The sequence below is a fragment of the Ameyamaea chiangmaiensis genome (assembly GCF_013376175.1).
Lineage (GTDB): Bacteria > Pseudomonadota > Alphaproteobacteria > Acetobacterales > Acetobacteraceae > Ameyamaea > Ameyamaea chiangmaiensis.
In genome coordinates this window covers 56,320-75,407 of the sequence record NZ_JABXXR010000001.1, presented here as the reverse complement: position 1 = coordinate 75,407, position 19,088 = coordinate 56,320, and the positions used below count along the sequence as shown (strand labels likewise).

The 19,088-nt window shown below is 62.5% G+C and carries 25 protein-coding genes; 24 read left to right on the top strand and 1 reads right to left on the bottom strand.

Annotated elements, in window-relative coordinates; genetic code table 11:
* Positions 1–96: 96 nt before the first annotated feature.
* Positions 97–441 (bottom strand): helix-turn-helix domain-containing protein, encoded by a 345-nt coding sequence (locus HUK82_RS00375; RefSeq protein WP_176612044.1) that lies wholly within the window; start codon positions 439–441, stop codon positions 97–99.
* 650 nt (positions 442–1,091) lie between these two features.
* Between HUK82_RS00375 and HUK82_RS00370 the strand changes: the two genes are divergently transcribed.
* The 24 genes from HUK82_RS00370 (at position 1,092) to HUK82_RS00255 (ending at position 19,038) form a co-directional block, all read left to right on the top strand.
* The gene (locus HUK82_RS00370; protein ID WP_176612043.1) at positions 1,092–1,847 is read left to right on the top strand and encodes a hypothetical protein; all 756 of its coding nucleotides are present in this window, start codon (positions 1,092–1,094) and stop codon (positions 1,845–1,847) included.
* A gap of 7 nt (positions 1,848–1,854) precedes the next feature.
* On the top strand, positions 1,855–2,148 hold the full coding sequence (locus HUK82_RS00365) for a hypothetical protein (protein ID WP_176612042.1): 294 nt from the start codon (positions 1,855–1,857) through the stop codon (positions 2,146–2,148).
* 20 nt (positions 2,149–2,168) lie between these two features.
* Positions 2,169–2,393, top strand: a complete 225-nt coding sequence (locus HUK82_RS00360) for a hypothetical protein (protein ID WP_176612041.1) — start codon at positions 2,169–2,171, stop codon at positions 2,391–2,393.
* Between the two features lie 9 nt (positions 2,394–2,402).
* On the top strand, positions 2,403–2,630 hold the full coding sequence (locus HUK82_RS00355) for a hypothetical protein (protein ID WP_176612040.1): 228 nt from the start codon (positions 2,403–2,405) through the stop codon (positions 2,628–2,630).
* Positions 2,620–2,856: a hypothetical protein gene (locus HUK82_RS00350; protein ID WP_176612039.1), complete on the top strand. Its 237-nt coding sequence runs from the start codon at positions 2,620–2,622 to the stop codon at positions 2,854–2,856. Before HUK82_RS00355 ends, HUK82_RS00350 begins: the two co-directional genes overlap by 11 nt.
* A 159-nt stretch (positions 2,857–3,015) precedes the next feature.
* Positions 3,016–4,560 carry a replicative DNA helicase gene (locus tag HUK82_RS00345; protein ID WP_176612038.1) on the top strand — a complete coding sequence of 515 codons (1,545 nt, stop codon included), beginning with the start codon at positions 3,016–3,018 and terminating at the stop codon, positions 4,558–4,560.
* The gene (locus tag HUK82_RS00340; RefSeq protein ID WP_176612037.1) at positions 4,544–4,849 is read left to right on the top strand and encodes a hypothetical protein; all 306 of its coding nucleotides are present in this window, start codon (positions 4,544–4,546) and stop codon (positions 4,847–4,849) included. The genes HUK82_RS00345 and HUK82_RS00340 overlap by 17 nt, the downstream gene beginning before the upstream one ends.
* 1 nt (position 4,850) lies before the next feature.
* Entirely contained in the window at positions 4,851–5,825 is a 975-nt protein-coding gene (locus HUK82_RS00335; protein WP_176612036.1) for a hypothetical protein, read from the top strand.
* Between the two features lie 160 nt (positions 5,826–5,985).
* A complete protein-coding gene (locus HUK82_RS00330; protein ID WP_176612035.1) occupies positions 5,986–6,471 on the top strand; it encodes a DUF6362 family protein in 486 nt (161 codons plus the stop codon).
* A gap of 271 nt (positions 6,472–6,742) precedes the next feature.
* Positions 6,743–7,357 carry a terminase small subunit gene (locus HUK82_RS00325; RefSeq protein ID WP_176612034.1) on the top strand — a complete coding sequence of 205 codons (615 nt, stop codon included), beginning with the start codon at positions 6,743–6,745 and terminating at the stop codon, positions 7,355–7,357.
* Entirely contained in the window at positions 7,323–9,443 is a 2,121-nt protein-coding gene (locus HUK82_RS00320) for a terminase gpA endonuclease subunit (protein WP_176612033.1), read from the top strand. The genes HUK82_RS00325 and HUK82_RS00320 overlap by 35 nt, the downstream gene beginning before the upstream one ends.
* Before the next feature lies 1 nt (position 9,444).
* A complete protein-coding gene (locus tag HUK82_RS00315; protein WP_176612032.1) occupies positions 9,445–10,206 on the top strand; it encodes a hypothetical protein in 762 nt (253 codons plus the stop codon).
* Between the two features lie 4 nt (positions 10,207–10,210).
* The gene (gpW, locus tag HUK82_RS17635; RefSeq protein WP_176612031.1) at positions 10,211–10,483 is read left to right on the top strand and encodes a gpW family head-tail joining protein; all 273 of its coding nucleotides are present in this window, start codon (positions 10,211–10,213) and stop codon (positions 10,481–10,483) included.
* Positions 10,480–12,114 (top strand): phage portal protein, encoded by a 1,635-nt coding sequence (locus HUK82_RS00305; protein WP_212648042.1) that lies wholly within the window; start codon positions 10,480–10,482, stop codon positions 12,112–12,114. The genes gpW and HUK82_RS00305 overlap by 4 nt, the downstream gene beginning before the upstream one ends.
* The gene (locus HUK82_RS00300) at positions 12,111–12,980 is read left to right on the top strand and encodes a S49 family peptidase (RefSeq protein WP_176612030.1); all 870 of its coding nucleotides are present in this window, start codon (positions 12,111–12,113) and stop codon (positions 12,978–12,980) included. Before HUK82_RS00305 ends, HUK82_RS00300 begins: the two co-directional genes overlap by 4 nt.
* Before the next feature lie 22 nt (positions 12,981–13,002).
* Positions 13,003–13,611, top strand: coding sequence for a hypothetical protein (locus HUK82_RS00295; protein WP_176612029.1), 609 nt, complete (start codon positions 13,003–13,005; stop codon positions 13,609–13,611).
* A 10-nt stretch (positions 13,612–13,621) separates the two neighbouring features.
* Positions 13,622–14,281, top strand: a complete 660-nt coding sequence (locus HUK82_RS00290; protein WP_176612028.1) for a head decoration protein — start codon at positions 13,622–13,624, stop codon at positions 14,279–14,281.
* A gap of 143 nt (positions 14,282–14,424) precedes the next feature.
* On the top strand, positions 14,425–15,417 hold the full coding sequence (locus HUK82_RS00285) for a major capsid protein (protein WP_246495454.1): 993 nt from the start codon (positions 14,425–14,427) through the stop codon (positions 15,415–15,417).
* Positions 15,417–15,797 carry a head-tail joining protein gene (locus HUK82_RS00280; protein ID WP_176612026.1) on the top strand — a complete coding sequence of 127 codons (381 nt, stop codon included), beginning with the start codon at positions 15,417–15,419 and terminating at the stop codon, positions 15,795–15,797. The genes HUK82_RS00285 and HUK82_RS00280 overlap by 1 nt, the downstream gene beginning before the upstream one ends.
* Entirely contained in the window at positions 15,757–16,299 is a 543-nt protein-coding gene (locus tag HUK82_RS00275; protein WP_176612025.1) for a hypothetical protein, read from the top strand. The genes HUK82_RS00280 and HUK82_RS00275 overlap by 41 nt, the downstream gene beginning before the upstream one ends.
* Positions 16,290–16,514, top strand: coding sequence for a DUF2635 domain-containing protein (locus tag HUK82_RS00270; RefSeq protein WP_176612024.1), 225 nt, complete (start codon positions 16,290–16,292; stop codon positions 16,512–16,514). The genes HUK82_RS00275 and HUK82_RS00270 overlap by 10 nt, the downstream gene beginning before the upstream one ends.
* On the top strand, positions 16,511–17,974 hold the full coding sequence (locus HUK82_RS00265; RefSeq protein WP_176612023.1) for a phage tail sheath subtilisin-like domain-containing protein: 1,464 nt from the start codon (positions 16,511–16,513) through the stop codon (positions 17,972–17,974). Before HUK82_RS00270 ends, HUK82_RS00265 begins: the two co-directional genes overlap by 4 nt.
* An 18-nt stretch (positions 17,975–17,992) precedes the next feature.
* Positions 17,993–18,373 (top strand): phage tail tube protein, encoded by a 381-nt coding sequence (locus HUK82_RS00260; RefSeq protein WP_176612022.1) that lies wholly within the window; start codon positions 17,993–17,995, stop codon positions 18,371–18,373.
* Entirely contained in the window at positions 18,370–19,038 is a 669-nt protein-coding gene (locus HUK82_RS00255) for a phage tail assembly protein (protein ID WP_176612021.1), read from the top strand. Before HUK82_RS00260 ends, HUK82_RS00255 begins: the two co-directional genes overlap by 4 nt.
* Positions 19,039–19,088 lie beyond the last annotated feature (50 nt).

The window sequence follows — 19,088 nt, the reverse complement described above, 5'->3', positions numbered from 1 at the left end:
GTTCCCTCAGGAAAAACAGCGTCTTGTGCTTTAGACGACTCAAGCGAGGCCGCCATCAATATAGAAAAAATTGTAAAACCAGAATATAGGGACGATTTATGCGTCACGCGCACCGCCAGCACGTCGAAGTAGATACACTAATAGAGCGTCAGTTTCATCCTCCGGGATTCGCCTGAATGCATCCAGTAGAAGAGCTTCCTTTTCATTTTGCGCCTGTGACGAAATCATATTGCCGTTTCCTGTAGTCAACCAGTCGAGGGAGACCCCAAAAAAATCAGCCAGTGCCACGAGCGTGCCTCTCCCTGGGACGTCGGCGCCACGCTCGATATTCGTCAAATGCGTGCGCGAGATCCCAATCTCGACTGCTGTGACGACCTGCGTCAAGCCTTTTTGTTCCCTTAATGTTCTTATGCGTGCGCCGAGGCTCTGTGCTGTGCTCATGGCGTGATAGTGCGCCGTAGAGTAGCTCTTGGGGTGGAGTCACCCAACATCTCTCTTGATGACAAATGTTGGTATATTCCACATATGGCCATATGGACATACGTGACATCATTCGCAGCGCTGGTGGGCCAGTTCGCGTAGGGCGAGAAGTAAATCGCCATCACGCCACCGTCATTGGCTGGGTGCGCGTTCCCCCTAAACATGCCAGAGCCGTAGCGCGCCTCTCCGGTCTGCCCCTTTCCGTCGTTTGCCCCGAGATATTTGGGTCGGACGATGATCGTTCGCACGCCGGGAACGTCGCCTCCTCCCATGGCTCGGAGCGGGCAGCATGACCGTAAACCCGGCTGAGCCCGATCGCTTTGATGGCTTGCGGGCAGCCTTGCAGATTGACGGCATGTGGCTGGACCGGTGTCCCTATGGGGCGGCGGCCTTGCGTGTCTGGGTCGGTGCAGCATGGAAGCAATTCCCGGATGGATTTTGGCTGAATCTCGATACTGCTGAGCCATCATCGCTTCGTTTCGCTCCCATGGGGTTCGTCGAATCTAGAAACTTGTACGAAGCAGTCGAATGGCGTCCGGGGCATGTGAAAGGGCCTGTTGAAGGAGTTCCGCCGCTAGCCCTTCAAGGGCCTTGGATGAAAGGCTCCTGAGATGGGACAGCAGTCCTGCTTTCTGGGCGTCCGGCAAATCGTCCTTTTCGACCTGTCTATTCAGAAGAACTCTGGCCATAGCGGGATCGAGGCGAACGGAGATCATGCTCAGCTCGGCGGAAAGTCCAGGGCTGCCGGCGGTGCGTTTCTTCTGCTGTCTGTCGTTGCCGCATCGGGCGTTGCGGCCGGATGGTTAGGGGCGCGTGCGCAGAACCGGCGCGCCAGGATCGCCGCGACCGCAATCGATGATTACGAGGAAGTTCTGAAGCAAAGAGCGCAAGAACGTGCAATTTTCAGTGCCCTGGACGCTCAGAGGCCTTCCGGAACCACTCGGAAGCCGTCTCCATTCTATCTTTCGGCCTTCGCTTTTTCCTCGGCGGTTTCCAGTATCTGCAGCGTATTGCGCATGCGATCAGCCGGACGCTCTGACGGCGCCGACATATTCGAATCCTCCTGTGGTCGTGTGGTAGCTGCCATGGTGGATGATCCGATGCGGGGCGGCAACGCGCCGTCCCGCATCGGTGGCCTGCGGCCGATCGGGCAGATCGTCGCAGGCCTTCTTGATCGCTTGGGCGCGTCCGTCTCGGCGCCGGCGAAACCCATCACTCAATCCTCCTCCGCCAATCCCTCTGATGCGTCGCAAGCACAGAGTGGCAGAGGAGACGCCCGAGATGGTGGGTATTTCGCCCGATTCACCCGCGCGCGCGGGTATTTTGGCCCATTTTGCCCGCGCGCGCGGGCGGACGGGGGAGTCTGACCCCCCGATGAGCACCGAAGCGATCGGCCAGAGCTTTCAGGACATCGTGTGTCAGGAGGTGCAGTCGCGCCGTCCGCGCGAGGGCCTGCGCGCGGCGTTTGCCACGGTCGCACGGGAAATGGGCATCACCGTACGCCGTGTGCGTGCCTGCTGGCACCACGAGGTTCGGTCGGTTGCGGCGGCGGAATGGGATGCGGCGCGGCGTGTGCAGCGCCGGCGTCTTGAGGCGGACCAGGCGCGGATTGCTGCCCAACTGGCGGCGATCGAGGGGCGGCTTGCGTCGTTGCGGTGTGATCTGTGACGCACGGGTTCACCTGCTGGATGGCTGTGACCGTTCTGGGCGGCGCGCTGGTCGCGGCCTGCGTCGCGTGGGCCCGGGCGGAAGTCACCCGGTGTCTGCTGATGATTTTGTATTTTGGCGCGCGGGCGATGCAGGGCCATGACGTGCGTATGGCTGATCGCCGTATGTCGCAGGCTGAAAGGCACGTCGCGCGCTCGAAGCGGACGGGCGCCCTGATCGCGCGCCATTTCACCCCGAAAACCTGAGGTCACGCCATGTGCCGACGCACTCTCGACTGGTCTCGTCTCGACCCGGTCATCATTTCGCTGGATCGCCGGGGGGCGAGTGTTCGGTCGATCGCCGATGCGACCGGCGTATCCGCGCGATCGGTGAAAGCCGCGCGTGCCCGTCTGGGGCTGACGGCGCGTCGACCGGGTGCCCCGACGCTGGTGTCGCGGTTGCTGGAGCGTGCCGGTGGCGAGGGGATGGGCCATGCCGCGTAAGCGTCTGGTCCGCAGGCCTCGTCCGCTGAACCCGAAGGTTCTGGCGGCGTCCGCGAAAGTGCGTGATTTCACCTTGCACGATCAGGTGCGCCTGTTTGCGTCGGGCGCGACCTATGTCCGGGGCGGCAAGATGGTCATTCCGCGCCCGATGAAGGCCGAGGATCCGGAGCCTGTGCCGCGCGAGGCACGCAAGCGCAAGCGCGCGCCCGACTGTGTTTCGACGTGACCGGCCGTGCTGTGTGCCCCCGTTGCGATGGCAAGGGCTGGTACGAGTTTGTGTGGTGCGGGACGCTGAACGGCACGGTCCGTTCGGCAACCGCGCTGCGGCTTTGTGAATATTGCGCGTATGAGCCCGATGCTTCGTCATCGGGTGGGGAGAGTGGGCATGGATGACGCGGCAGGGATTTTCGGGGCGGCGATGCGTCAGGTTCCGCACGACAGTGTTGCGGAACAGGCTGTTCTTGGGGCGATCCTGACGAACAATCGGGCGTTCGCGGCTGTGGAGGATATTCTGGAGCCCGAGCATTTCTATGACCCGTTGCTGGGGCGTGTGTTCGGGTTATGCCGCGACCTGATCTATCGCGGAGAAGCCGCGAACCCGATCTCGCTGCGCCGGCACCTTGATTCCCAGCCGGATCTTGGTCGTCAGACGGCCCAGGACCTGCTGGCCGGTTTGCTGACGTCCATGATTTCGGTCCTCGATGCCGCGAGTTACGCGCGGGCCATTCGGGACGCGTGGGTGCGTCGGTCGCTGTTCGATGTGTGCACGCGCGCGGCGGATCGTGCCTGCCGTCCGGGTTCGACGCCGGTCGGGGACATCGTGGATGAGCTGGAAGATGGTTTGCTGCAGATGTCGATGGGCATGAGCGAGGACGCGCCCCTGATGAGTGCGGGTGCCGCTGTCGGCGAAGCCTTGCGTTCGGCGCGGGAAGCCGCGGCGCGCGGCACCGGTCTGGCCGGGGTGTCGTGGGGTTACCGCGCGCTGGATCGCATGACCGGCGGCCTGATGCCGGGCTGTGTTTATCTGTTGGGTGCGCGCCCTGCGATGGGGAAGTCGTCCATCGCTCTCGGCATTGCTGCCCGTGTGGCGGCTGGTGGTGTGCCGACCTATTTCTGGTCGGGCGAGATGAAGGAATCCCAGCTGGGCGCACGCCTCGGCGCGGCCCATGCGCGTCTGTCGACGCAGGCCGTGTTTACCGGCCGACGGTATGACGTTCCGGAGCACGCCGAGACGGGCATGCGAGAAGAGCTGTCCGACTGGCAGTGGCGCGATCTGGAGGATGGCGAGCGTGCGGCGGGCGCCCTGCCCTTGTGGTTTGACTCACGTGCGCGGATCACGGCGACGAAGATGCGGGCGCGCGCCCGTCGGATGAAGCGGTCGCGCACCGGTCTTGGGCTGATCGTCGTGGATTACGTTGGCCTTATGTCGGCGGGATCGGCTTTTGAGGACCAGCGCAGTTATGAGCGCATCACGAAAATATCGGGACAGATGAAGCAGTTGGCAGTCGAACTGGACGTGCCGCTGGTTCTATTAGCGCAGCTCAACCGTCAGAGTGAAGGGCGTGAGGACAAGCGCCCAACCATGGCGGATTTTCGTGATGCGGGCGCGCTGGAGCAGGACGCCGACGTGATCCTGCTGCTGCACCGGGAGCATTACTATTTGGAAAAGCAGCTCGCGGCGGGACTTACGCGTCGGGAGCGAGAAAGTGCCGAGGATTTCGCCAACCGCGTCTCGGACCTGAACAGTCGCGTACAGAAAGCGGAAGGCAAGGCCGATTTGGAAGTGGCGAAGCAACGCCAGGGGCCCGTAGGTGTGTGCCACCTGCGCTTCACGAACGAGACCACCTGGTTCCGTGATGAAGCCGAGGACCAGTACTCGCCGGCATGGATCAATACAGCGGAAGGACGGGCCCATGGCCAAAGCGGGTAAAGGCGGCTTTCAGGCGCGGCGGCTCGGCGCACATGCGCGTGCCGTCATGAACGACCGGCGATGGGCGCTTCTGTCCCTCGCCGGTCGCGCTGCCTGGTTGCAGATGACCGATGTGGCTGACGAACTGCCGGAGTTGCGCGGGCCGAGCGTGGGTCGCGTCATCACCCCTGATTTTCTTGCCAGGCTCCTCGCTGCGACGCCGTCCGAGCTGGAGGCGGCCGTAGCCGATCTTGAAAGGCTGACCATCGTCGCGCGCGTTGACGGTGGCATCCGACTGAAAGCGTTCTGACATGGCCCGATCGATCCCGGAGCGGAAGCTCATTTTCATCGCGAACACCGATCTGCGCCTGCAGGCCCTCGGGTTCGCGGCCGTTGGTGTGTGGCTGGCGCTGATGCACCTCGTACTCGAACATGGAACCGATGGGCGGGTTGTGTTCGGTCGGGGTCGCGTGCCGTCGCTGGCCGACGTGGCGCGCATTCGGTTTCGTATGACGGAAACCGAATTGGTAACCCATCTCGAAACCCAATCCGAAACCCAGCTGCTCGGTTGGAGTGCGGAGAGCGGGGCGCTGACATGGCCATCCGAGCTGATGCCCGATGCACGGACGCTCGCGAACCGGGAGAATGGGAAAAAGGGCGGTAGACCGCGCAAAACGGCGCTGAACGAGCGCAACAATCCTAACCAGTATCACATGCCGCCAATGGCCATTCCGGGAGGCAGATCCATGTCGACGGACGAAACCCAGAAAACCCAAACGGAAACCCCCTTACGCGTAGCTAGCTTAGCTGAAGCTAGTACTCTTAAAAGCTTAGAAGCTACAGCTGAGCCTGACGCGCGGGAAATCGACGAGGTGTTTCAGCGTATCGGTCCGGTCGCATACGCGGCAGCGGGATTTGACCATGCCCGCCACATGGGGGGCTGGGCTATCGCCCGTATCTGGGCAGCAGACGGTCTGCGGAAAGGCCTTCCCGTCGATCAGATCGAAGACATCGTAGTCGGAGCGATTGACCGTGTCTCAAAGCGTCATGCGGCCAAGGGAAACCAGAAGGAAATCGGTAGTCTCGACTACTTCAAAGGGGCTGTCGGCGATGACATCAAAGCTGCTTCCCCACGAATGACGCAGGAAAGACGCGATGCTGAACGAGCCTACGAGGAAGCTGTGATGAAGTGGGGGCGTGAGCAAATGGATCCGGTCAAGCGCGGCGCACAACAGCCGAAATTGAGTGATTTCCTGGCGAATCTGCAGAGGCAGAGTGCAGCATGATTGATTTAAAATCATATTTCGTCATGAGTCGTTTGGCCTCTCATGAATTTAGAATTCCTGCTCTGGAAAGGTCTTACACGCTTAATAGCCTTATCGAAGTTGGGTGTGATTTCTCGGCAGATGTTCTGCTATTGCCGGATTGCGGGCGCGATTTGATGTCATGACAGCACGGGAAATCGATTTCACGCGCAACGTTCCGGATCAGGTCGCGGAGTGGCTTGAGGAAGCTGCGCTGACCCTGGCGGCGTTGCCTGGTGGCGGCCATCGCCTCGGCGCCAAGACGGCTCAATGGCCGGAGATGGTCCGTGACCTCGAAGAATTGGGCTGGGATCGTGAGTCCGACGAGCGCATGCCGGCACCGGCAGCGGATGCGGTGACGCGCATGGACATCGCACTGGGATGGCTATCAACGTTCGGCCCCGCAGAACAACGCTTGCGCAAAGTGGTGAACATGCGCCTCGTTGTTCATCCGATCAGTGGTCAGCATCGGTGGACGTGGCGGAAGATTGCTGAGAAGTTCTCGATAGACCACAAGACCGCGAAGCAGTGGCATCGCGTGGCAGTTGAGCACATCGGAAAAAAAATCAGCGAACCTGAATTTTTCTCTCCCCAAACTCCCCATTTTGCACTATTTCCGAAGGTATGATTTGCGGCGACGTATGCTTCCGAGCGTGCGTCGCCTTTTTTGTGCCATTCCAGGTACGGGAGGGCATCATGTAGCCTCCCGCGATCCCGCCCATCTCGCCGTGGTCCAATTAGCACTAATAAGCGAAATCCTCGGGATGGATCGAAATTTTTGGGTCCCTCTGGCCGGAGTCCCCTACCGAGGGCAAGTTCGCGCCCGGTTGGTCACACTCTCTGATAAGATTTTGAATTCACTTGGTGTTTCCATTTCTGTTGTCGTCTGGTGAGGAGTGATGGATCAGGTTTCAGCACCAGCCACCGCCATGACGGTCAACAAGCGCGAACTCGCACGGCTTCTCCGGGTATCGCTGCCCACGCTGACCAGCTGGCTCGACAAGTGGCCTGAGTTTCCGGTCGTCGAGCGTGGCACGAACGGCGTCAACTGGCAGTTCAGCGTTGATGACGTCGTCACCTTCCTGTCTGACCGCCAGGCTGAGGAACAGGCGCGCAAGGCCGATCGGGATGAGGAGTTGATGAAGCTCCAGCTCACGCTCGATCTGGGCTTGAAGTCGGAACCGGAATCACTTCCGTCATCACGCGTTCCTGTGAAGGAACAGATCGACCTGATGCGCCTGCAGGAAATGAAGGTAAGACAGGCTGAAAAGTGCCGGCAGCTGGTGAAAGTGGATGAGTTCGCAGATCTTGCCGGCGGCGCCTTCGCCCAGATAGCGCGAGAGTCCGGGATCTTCGTGCGCAGGTTGTGTCAGGAACTGAACTGCTCGGACGCGCAGCTCCGACATGCTGAGATCAGGTTTGCAGATATGCAGCGTGGCATCGTCGAGAAGGTGATGCGCGCCATGGAGAGTGGTGACGATGCAGGCGAGCAACCCGAGCTTCAAGTCGCCTGACGACATCCAGTTCGCCGACCCGCGCACGCTCCTCGCGGATGCCCTCAAGGCCTTCCTTCCGGCCGAGAAAATCGACGTAGCCGACTGCGCCGCTCGTTATCGCTACCTCGACAATCGGGGCGGCGGTTATGTCGGCCTGTGGAGTCATGACGAGGCACCCTATCTTGTGGGGCCTATGAAGGCTCTGACCAGCCGGACGCATCTGACCACGGCCATCGTGGGCCCCGGTCGGTCGGGCAAAACGGCGGTGGGTCAGAACTGGCAGTTGCAGTCGGTCGGGTTCGACCCTGCCGATATGCTGAATTACGCCCATACCGACACGGTCATCGAGCAGTATGTGAAGGCCGAGATCGAGCCGATGATCGAGGCTCATCCGATGATGGCCGACCGGCTCGGCAAGGCACCGAAGCTGCGGTCCTTGTCGTTCAAGCGCTTCCGGGGGATGTGGATCCAGTATCTGACGGCGACCTATAACAACCTGATCAACAAGTCGGCACCCCGGATCATCATCACCGAGCTCGATGCCTGCGACAGCACACGCGGTGATCCGTATGGCCTTGCCGATCTGCGCCGGCAGACGTTCGGTCTCGAATCCATGATCCTGGCCGAGAGCCATCCTGACCGGGCGGCGGGGATCAAGCCCAAGGACTGGACGTCCGGAATCATGTCGCTCTACCGCGACAGCGACCGGCGCGTCTGGTATTGGCCCTGCCCGCATTGCAACGGATTTTCCTCGCCAAACCCATCGGCCGGCCGCGAGATGGTGCTGGATTGGCCGGCGGACGCGCCTCTCGATGAGGTCCGCGACGCGGCACGCCTCCTGTGCCCGTGCTGCGGCGCGGAGATCGAGGACAAATGGCGTCGCGTCATGAACCGCGATGGCGTTTGGGTGGGCGAAGGGCAGGAAATTTCGGAAACCGGCGAGGTCACCGGGGAACTGGTCGCGCGCGACATCGCGGGGTTCTGGATCACCGGCCTGATGTCGCCCTTCATTATCGGCGGCATCGGGTCGCTTGCGTTTGAATATGAGAAGGCCAAGCGCGCGTATGATGCCGGCGAAGAGGACGCACGGCAGAAATTCAAGGACGTCGTCGTCAAGCGTTGGGGCTTGCCCTTCGAGGAGCCTGCCAAGGCCGGCAGCCTTGATGCCGGCATCCTTGCGGAGCGCGCGGAAGCTGGTCTTGCCCTCGGGCGCGTGCCCCCGGGCGTGCGGTTCCTTACGGCCGCCGTCGATGTCCAGTCGAACCGTTTCGAAATCCTCGTACGCGGCTGGGGCGTGAGTGCCGAAAGCTGGGTGGTCGACCATTGGACGGTCGATGCCGATCCTGCGACCAGTCCCGGCGATTGGGACGAAGTTCTGCGTGTTCTCGCGACGCGCATCTATCCTTTGAGCGACGGCACGGGGCGCGGCATGCGTATCCGGGCCGCCGGCTATGACAGCGGCGGTCAGGAAGGCGTTACGCTCCAGGCATACAACGCCTGGCGTCGGGCGAAATCGGCCGGGCTCGTTAAAATCGCGGGTCGTATCGACGGCCGTGAGGCGTGGACGATATTGCCGCTCAAGGGGCTATCAACCCCAAATGCGCCGTTTCTGTCGGTGTCGCACCCGGACAGCCAGCGCAAGGACAGGCGGGCGTCCGCCCGCGGTGAAATTCCGGTCGGTCTCTTCAACCCCAACCGGGCGAAAGACGATCTTCATGTGGCTTTGCAACGTGCCGAAAGCGGACCGCTTGCCGTGCATTTCCCAGCCGACCTGATTCCGGTCGAGCCCCCCTACCCGTTTTTCGAGCAGTTGGTGGCGGAAGAACGGCTGCCGAACGGCCGGTGGCAGAAGAAGCGTGCTGGCGGCCGGAACGAGGCGCTCGACCTGATGGTCATGACTCTGGTCATGGCCAATCTCTTTGGGTTGCACCGCATCAATTGGAACAGTCCGCCTGGGTGGTGCGCGGAATGGGACCGCAACAGCCTGGTGGTCGGCCTGGATCAGGCGCCGGAGGTGGTGTCCTTGGCAAGGTCCTCCCTCCCCCAGGCGGGAGTCATGATGAAGCCTGCGGCGCCCGCGCCGCGACGGCGTTGGGCGAGGTGACATGGTCGTTCTCCGGGTTTCGGTCGATACGCGCGATATCCAGAGGCGATTGAGTGCCTTGGCACGCGACGAAATTCCGGAGGCGGCCGCCCACACCCTGAACATGCTGGCGCGAGACAGTAAAGCGGCTGTCATCGACAGGATGAAGGAGGTGTTTGAAAACCCGAACCCATTTACGCTGGGTGGATTTTTCGTCAAAGCCGCGACACGGAATTCACTTGAGGCCTGGGTTGCCAGCAAGGACCACGACCGGGACGGCAAGCCTGTGCCCCGGATCGCATTTATCGGGGTGGAAGAACGCGGCGGCGCGCGCGACCGGAAGAAGTTCGAAGCCCGGCTTGCGACCCTTTCAGGCGGACAATACGTCCTGCCTGGGCGCGATGTCACGCTCGACCGTTATGGAAACGTTCCCGTCTCCGTCTACAAGGTCGTGCTCTCACGGTTGGGCATGATGAGCGACCAGACACGAAACCTGAAGGACGCTCACGCGCGGCGTCTGGCCAAGCGAGGCCTGGTCGCAAAGGGGCAACGCTCGGAATATTTCCTCGGGCGCGATCGGGCCTCAGGACGCCCGAAAGGGATCTACAAGCTCGTCTCGAAGGGCAAGATTGCCGAAATATTCAAATTCGTTCGCACGGAGCCGAATTACTCGGCGAAATTGCCGGTCACGGCCATCGTGAACGGCCTTGTGTCGCAAAAGGCATCCCGCGTCACGGGCGCGGCGATCCGCGCCGCTTTAAAACGGCAGAAATTACGAGGCTAGGCACATGCTGAAATCAATCTTCCCCGTCCCTCGGGGTACGTGGGCGGGCATGACGGAAGCGCAAGTGATCGCCGCGCGAAACGGCGCGCAGGTCGCACTTCAGCAGTTACTGAGCGGCAAGAGGCCGGCTTCCGTCAGTTACGCGCAGGGCGACGGGAGCCGGAGCGTCAGCTTCAGCAATGCTGACCAGGCTCAGCTCCGTCAGAACATTCGTGAGTTCAACATTCTACTCGGCGTCGAGTGTCGGCGCCGACCGATGAGGCCATATTTCCGATGAAAGCTCCGAGGCTGCTTGCGAAGATGTGGAACGCCGTTGCTGACGGCGGCGCCGGTCCGCAGCTGCCTCCGACCGTATTGCCGGGCATCCTGGGTGGCATGGGCGGCGCATTCGCCTATGACTCCGCCAACCCTTTCAGTCAGGAAGGTGCGGACTGGAACCCCCTTCTCCGCTCCCCGGACAATGAGATCAACCTCAACCGCGACCGCATGGCGGCGCGCGCGCGGGACCTTTTCCATAACGATGGATGGGCGCGGGGTGTCGTCACACGCGCGACAGACAATGTCATCGGAGCGCAATGGCGACTGGTGGCCAAGCCCGATTACCGGGCGCTGTCCCAGAGATATGGGAAGGGGTTCGACCCGGTCTGGGCGGACGAATTCCGCCGCGTGGTGGAGGCCGAATGGCGCACCTGGTCGGAAGACCCTCTGTTCCTGTGCGACCAGCAGCAGCGCCTGAGTGTTCAGCAGATGCTGCGTCTTGCCTTCATGCACCGGGTCAAGGATGGCGAGTCCCTGATCAGGCTGCATTACGACGAAGGCCGCCTGCCGATGGGTTCGGACTATGCCATGACGATGGAGGTGATCCACCCGGACCGCCTGTCCAATCCATGGCAGCAGATCGATACGCATTTCCTGCGTGGTGGCGTGGAACTGAACGATAACGGCGCGCACATCGCCTACCATATCCGTCGGGCGCATCAGTTCGACTATTTCGATGCGGTCGAGAGCGTGGAATGGGAACGGGTGGCTCGGTACACCCCCTGGGGGCGTCCGGTGTTGGTCCATTCGTACGACCATGACGACGCCGACCAGCACCGTGGGCTGTCGATCTTCACGCCGATCATGAACCGGTTTCGCATGCTGTCCCGGTATGACCAGGCGGAGCTGCAGCAGGCTCTGATCCAGACCTGTTTCGCGACGTTCTTCGAAAGCCCCTATGATTCGGATGACGTAATGGGGGGTGAAGAAGGGTCGGCCTACCAGAATCTGCGTCGGGAATTTCACGACCAGAACCCCATCTCGATCAACGGGGTCCGCATTCCGTCGCTTGCACCCGGCGAGAAAGTCTCGACGGTCTCGGCCAGCCGACCTTACAGCGGATTTGCGGAGTTTCATCGTGCGTTCCTGCGTAATTTCAGCGCAGCAACGGGGCTCTCTGCCGAGCAGATCAGTATGGATTACAGCCAGACGAACTATTCCTCGTCACGCTCATCCTTTCTGGAGGCCTCGAAAACCCTGTATCGCCGCCGGATGGACTTCGGGGCGGACACGGCACGGCCGATCTATGTCGCCCACCTCGAAGAACAGTTCGATCGCAAACGGGTCCCCCTGCCCCGGAACGCACCGGACTTCCTCGATGCCCGCGCAGCTTTCTCCCGCTGCTGGTGGATCGGACCTGCCCGAGGATGGGTGGATCCTGTCGCCGAACGCAAGGGTGCCATCATGGGTCTGGATGCAGGGTTTGGCACACTGGAGCGGGAGTGTGCCGAGCAGGGTCTGGACTACGAAGAGGTCCTCGATCAGCGCGCAACCGAGCGGAAGCAGATGACCGATCGCGGCATTCCATTCCCCGAATGGGCGATGGGTGTGCCGGCCAACGATGTGCAGAAGGAGCCGGAAGCAACATGAGCAGGCTCCCCTTTCTGGCGCAGAAGATCTTCAACGTGCCCGTCGCGATCCACCCACAGAAAGCGGAGATCATCGTCGCGGCTCTCGCCGACAGGCTGGTCGTCGCGCATATCGTCAGCAGCGGTCGAGCTGTGGCAACGACCATGTCCGACGATGAAGGCGATGCGGAGCCCGGGTCGGCGGCGCGCGACGTCGGCTATGACGTGGTGGCCGGCGTGGCCGTGATACCGGTGACCGGGACGCTGGTGCAGAAGCTGGGCAGCATCCGGCCATTCTCCGGGATGACCGGCTATGACGGGATCCGGCACAACCTGCTCTGCGCCCTGGCCGACGACACGGTGCGGGGCATCATGCTCGACATCGACAGCCCCGGCGGCGAAGTGGCCGGGTGCTTCGATCTGGTCGATCTTGTGTTCTCGGTGCGCGGTCAGAAGCCCATTCGCGCGGTCCTGGACGAAAACGCGTTCAGCGCGGCTTACGCTCTGGCCTCGGCGTGCGATGGCATCACCGTGCCACGCACGGGCGGCACCGGGTCGATCGGCGTGATCTGCATGCACGCCGACCTGACCCGGGCGATGGACAAGGACGGCATCACCGTCACGCTGATCCGTTACGGCGACCTGAAGGCCGAGAGATCGCCCTATGAGGCCCTGAGCAAGGGTGCTCTGGGTCGCATGCAGGCCGATATCGACACGATGGGTGAACTGTTCGTCGATACCGTCGCCCGGAACCGCGGCTTGCGGGCCAGCGACGTACGCGGGTTTCAGGCCCGCACTTTTCTCGGGGCCGAGGGCGTCACGGCCGGCCTCGCCAATGCCGTCATGTCGCCGGCTCAGTCTTTCGCGGACTTCGTCGGCTCACTCTGACTGTCAACACACAGGAAATATCATGGCAAATCGCGGAAACGCGCGGCTTTCGTTCGCGCACCTGCTGGGCTCGACCAGTCTGTCCTCACGCCGCGCGGACGATGACGAGGATAATCGTCAGGACCCTGCCGACGCAGACGACGACAGCGATGACGACTCATCGGACGATGAAAATGCCCGTGCCCGTGGTCGTCGCGCGGCCGACGACGATAACGACGGCGATGACAATGAGGGCGATCAGGACGACGACCGGCCGTCTGGCCGTCGACGCGCTGATGATGACAGCGACGATGTCGACACGGACGAGGATGACGAAAACGCCAAGGCCGCGCGACGTCAGGAACGCGCCCGGTGCGGCGCCATCTTCGCCGACAAGGCTGCGGCAACCCGGCCCGACATGGCGGCCCATCTGGCGTTCAACACGTCGATGAGCGCGAGTGCTGCGATCCGGACACTACGCGCGGCGGCGAAGGGCGGCCCCGTCAGTGCGACCGGGAGCCTGTCGGCCCGCATGCAGGCGTTCCCCAGCGCGCGCACCGGCATGGATCGTGCCCCGCAGTCACGCGCCCAGGCGGCTTCGTCCAGCTGGGAAAAATCGGCGCAGCGCGTCGGCATCAAGCTGAAGGCCTGAGGAGGGCATCATGGTCAGTCCAGTTCTGCACGAGAATTACTATTCCGGCGCGTTCCTCGTCCGTGAGGCCAACGGCTATCTGTCCCGCGATGAGGGCGAAGTCGTGAATGCGACCGACGCGGAAGTCACGTTTCAGGGCGGTCTCGTGATCGCGGCCGCCGCGTCTCTGGCAGCAGATATCATCGTGGCCGAGGGTAACACCGGCGATGGGACGATCGGGACGGTCACCACGACGGCAGCAACGTCGCCGAGCAATTATACCCTGCTGATGACATCGGACACGGCGTTCTCGGTTACCGACGCCAAGGATAATGCGATCGGCAGCGGCGCCGTCGGAACTGCTTTCACCGGCAGTAATGGTCTGGGGTTCACGGTGACCGCGGGCACTACGGCCTTTGTCGAGGGTGATTCCTTCGTGATCACGGTCATCGATACAGCGTTCGGGCAGTACGTGCCGTTCAACGGTTCCAATACGGCTGTCGGCATCCTGTTCAATCTGATGCGCCTGCAGCCCCAGACCAGCCGCCGGGCGACCGTCATCAAACGGATGGCCGAGGTCAACGGCGCCGAGCTCCAGTGGGATGCGTCCGTCACAGGCGCGGCCAACGCGGCCACGCTACAGGCAGCGGCGCTGGCCAGCCTCGCCGCTGCGGGCATCGTCGCCCGCTGATTCCTTTCCGCGCGCGCGACGCGCTTTCTTAACCAGCGACAGCGGACAGCCGCCCTTCAGCAGAAGGGCGGCCGTTGCCGTGCGCGCTATGGGAACCGACCATGGTATCGCTTGACGTTTTCAATCAGGATCCTTTCTCCACGATGGAGCTCACGACGTATGTCGATCGGGTTCCGTTTCAGCCGACCGGCATCGGCGACCTCAATCTTTTCGATGATAACCCGGTCCGCACGACCTTCCTCATGGTCGAAGAGCGCGACCAGAAGCTGGTGATCATCCCGACGTCCGATCGTGGTGCCCCCCCTACTGAGCGCCAGACCGAAAAGCGGCGCGCGCGTTTCTTCGAAATCCCGCGCCTCGCCCATGGCGACACGGTTTACGCGACCGAGCTTCAGAACATCCGCGCGTTCGGCAGTCAGACCGACCTGATGCAGATTCAGGATGAAGTCAGTCGCCGCCTGGCGGGGCCTACGGGCCTGACGGCCAACATGGAATACACGTGGGAACTGCACCGCCTCGGTGCGGTTCAGGGCATCCTGCTCGATTCCGACGGCAGTGTCCTGTACGACTGGAGCGAGGAATTCGGTATCAAGCGTGCCGCGGAGATCGGGTTCAACCTCGACGCCGCAGATCCTGTCCTCGGCTCACTCCGCATCCAGTGCAACAAGATCGTCCGGACGATGATGCGTGCGGCACAGGGAGCCTGGCTGCCGTCGACCCGCGTGATGGCCATGTGTGGTGACGATTTCTGGGACGCCCTGATCACCCACAAGGACGTGCTGACCACGTACTTCAACTGGGAAGCCGCGCGCGAGCTGCGCAAGGGAACCGCGTTCGAAGCCATGGATTTCGGCGGCATCAGCTGGTTCAACTATCGCGGCTCGAATGACAACACGACCGTCGCCGTGCCGAGCGACAAGGTTAAATTTTTCCCGGCCGGGGCTCCGGGTGTCTTTGAGCGCGCACTGGCGCCGGCAGAGTCAGCGCAGTGGGTGAATACGTTGGGCAAGCCGATGTACATCATCCCGATCTTCGATCGCGATCGTAACTTCTGGTGGCGGATGGAAGCCTATTCCTACCCGCTGCATATCTGCACCCGGCCAGAGATCCTACAGCGCGGGCGACTGGGGGCCTAATGAGCATCGACTGGGACGGCCTGGTTCTGGACGCGTGCCAGGACACGTTCGGAGAACCAGTCGTCTGGCAGTCGAGCCAGTTGCCGTCGCCGGTTTCCATCACGGGAATCTTCAGCGACGGCTACAGGGCAGCGGACCTGATCGGCGGAGATGACGGGGTGAGCCCTGTTCACATCTCCGCCTCGGTTCCCATGCTGGGCGTCCAGCTCTCCCAATTTACGGTCGCCCCCTTGCAGGGCGACCTGATGACGGTGCGTGGCGTGACCTGGCGCGTGCGCGAGGTTCAACCCGACAGTTTCGGCGCGGCGCGTCTGGAGCTGGTCTGTGCGGATGGCGAGAATGACCCTCTACCGTGTGGAGTTGCGCAACCGCGTTGGTGATATCCTTCGTGCCGCCGACACACTGGCGGGGCCGAATGTCTTTTGCGGTCGGACCCAGCCGGTGTCGGAGGAAGCTCTTCCGGCGCTCTATCTGTGGTGCGCCGACGATCGGGGCGAAAGCGCGGGGCCGAACGCACTGAGCTTCACGCGTACGGCTTCCGTCGCGGTCAAGGGTCTGGTCGCGGCCGGTAGCGAGGAGAACGCCGTCGCCATCGTCGACGCGCTTGCCGAGCAGATCGAACTGACGGTGCTGTCCAATGTAGGCCTGATCGAGATGGTATCGGATATTCCATCGATACAGGCACAGACCGCCGTGTCGAGCAGTAATGGCACCCACCTTGCTGAGGTCCGCTATCTCTTCGACTTCCGGTATGTCGAGACGTTCAATCCGAACGGCGTACCCCTCAAGGAAATCAACGGGCGCATCGCCACGGAATCGAACGCCGATTTCGCGGACATGCGCGTCACATTCAATTCAGAGGGTAATGCACCATGCGTGTGAAACCGGCAGAAGGACGCGCGGTGCGTTTTCCCGCGTCGAAGCGGTTGCTGAAAACCGAGGGCGAGGATGTGCCCGACACCATGTTCTGGCGCCGTCGCCTGCGCGACGGGGACATTGAGGTGGTGAACACTGTCGTCGAGGCCTCGGCGACTGAGGTGACCCCGTCCCTGCCGCACGAGGGCAAGCCGGACGTGACATCGGAGGCTGCGGCATGAGCATCTCGATCAGCGGATATTCGGACACCAACCGTGTCCCCGGATTTTATTTCGCACTGGACAATTCGAAGGCGAACACGGCGTCCGCCGCGCGGCGGGTTCTCGTCGTCGGACAGATGGTCTCCGGCACCGGAACGGCGCTGAAGGCCGAAATCTCGGCCGGTGCTGCGGATGCGATCGCGAAGTATGGTGATGGATCGCAGTGCGCGATCCTTGTTCAGGAATACGTTGCGACGGACGGTCAGGGCGAGCTTTGGGTTCTGCCACTTGCCGACGATGCGGCGGCCGTGGCCGCGACGGGATCGTTCGTGATCACCGGACCGGCCTCGGCGTCCGGCACGTTGGCCCTGTATGTCGACGGGCAGTTGATCGCCGTTCCGGTCGAGACGGGCGACGCGGCCGCGACGATCGCGTCCAACGTGGTCGCGGCGGCGGCGTCTGTCGTCAATGTGCCAATGACGCTGACCAGCACCGACGCGACCGTCACCGCAACCGCGAAGAACAAGGGGCTGGCAGGAAACGACCTGCTTCTGGGCATCAACCTGCTGGGGACGGCGGGTGGGCAGTCCCTGCCCGCCGGTGTCTCGGTCGCAGTGACGCAGCCGACCGGCGGAACGCAGAACCCGACGACGCTCGCGAGCGGCCTCGATGCGCTTGGCGAGCGCGTCTATGACCTGGTCGCGCACGGCTATAGCGACGCGGCCAGCCTGTCCGCGCTCAAGGCCTGGACAGCTGACCGCTGGGACGCGATGGACCAGTTTTATGGGGTCGGTGTAACCGCCTACCGCGGCACCTATGGCCAGACGACCGCGTTCGGCCTGACGCAGAACGATCCGCATCACGTCGTCATGGGCATTTCCAGCAGCCCATCGTCGCCCGTGCGATGGGCCGCCCAGATCGCCGCACAGGCTGCGATCACGATGCGCAGCAACCCGGCAACCCCGATCACCGGGCTTGCCCTGTCGGTCATGGCGCCCGTCGAGGCGGACCGGTTTATCCTGTCAGAGCGGAATACACTGCTTCACGACGGGATCGGCACCTTCACCGTCGATGACAGCAATGTCGTGTCGATCGAGCGACTGGTCACAACGTATCAGACCAATGGCGCTGGCGTTGCCGACGACTCCTATCTCGACGTCGAGACGTTGCTCACGGCGCAGGTGTGCCTGCAGGACCTGCGGTCGTATCTGGCGACGACGTTCACGGGCTACATCCTTGTCGCCGACGGGTCGAAGATCGGTGCAGGCATGAAGGGCACTACGGCAGCCATAATCGGCCAGTCGTGCGTGTCCCGGTATCGTGTGCAGTGCACCAATCTGTGGTGTCAGAACCCGGATACGTTCGCGGCGAATATCGTGGCCGAGAATGTCGGCGGCGGGGTCGTCAAACTTCTTCTGCCGTATGATTTCGCGAACCAGCTCTGGGTCATCGCGGGCAGCGCGCAGTTCGTGAAATCCTGAGCACCGGAGCGCTAGACCATGGCGACAAGCTTTCGGGGGCCGCTGTTCGGCACAGCGACCCTTACGATCAATGGCGATACCTGGAATGTTGTCGGCGATGCCCAGTATCAGGTCTCGGGCGACACGAACGAGACCGCGAAGGGCCAGTCGGCCGTCGAGGGTTTCGGTCAGATGCCGCAGGAAGGCTGGATCGAGGCGAACCTGCGCAGCCGCCGTGACGTCGCGATGAGCAGCCTTCAGGGCGCATCGGGCCTTACGGTCGTGCTGACGCTGGCCAACGGCGTCATCGTGACGGCAACCGATGCCTGGCAGACGGAACAGGTCACCGTCAACACGCAGGAAGGCACGTTCCGCTTCCGCGCCGAGAGCGCGACCGTGACCGAGGACATCGTATCGTGAGATATGACGACCTGACCGACGACATGATGATGTCGGCCCTCGCGGAAGGTGAAGCCGCAGTGGTGGACGGCCGTCCAGGCTGCGTCGTGCTTGACGACCCGATCACCCTTAAGGACGGGACGTCCTTCTCGGAAATCGTTTTGTCCGAACCGAACGTTTATCATCGTTTGATGGCGACGAAGCTGATCGGCAAACGTCCGACGCTGGCGACCATGCGGGATTCGCAGATCGACCTGGTCGCGCGGGTTGCCGGATGGCCGGTCATTGCCGTGCAGCAGCTGCCGGCAAGCCTTCTGGATGAGGCGATCGTGTTCGTCACCGGGTTCGAACAGGATGCCCGTCGGCCGGACGACGCGGAGCCAGATCGGTCACCGTCGAAGAGCATCGTGTTCGAGCCGGCCGTTGAAGGGGCGGGTCGGACATGGGGGCGCATGGAACTGCGCGAGCCGAAGGTTTCTGAGCGGCGGAAATATGACGCCACGCTTGGGCGCGGAACGCCCGAGGGGATCATGCAGGCGGAGATCGATCTGGTCGCCGGGGTCAGCGGTTGGGCGCTGGCGGCCGTCATGCGCATGCCGGACAGCAAGTTCGTGGAAGCGAGCGAGTATCTGACCGGTTTTTTTACGACTGGCCGGGAAACTGGGAATCGCTTCCGGCAGACCTGAGCCTGTTTTTCGGCTGGTCATTGTCGGACGTCGAAGGGTTGACCGGCTCG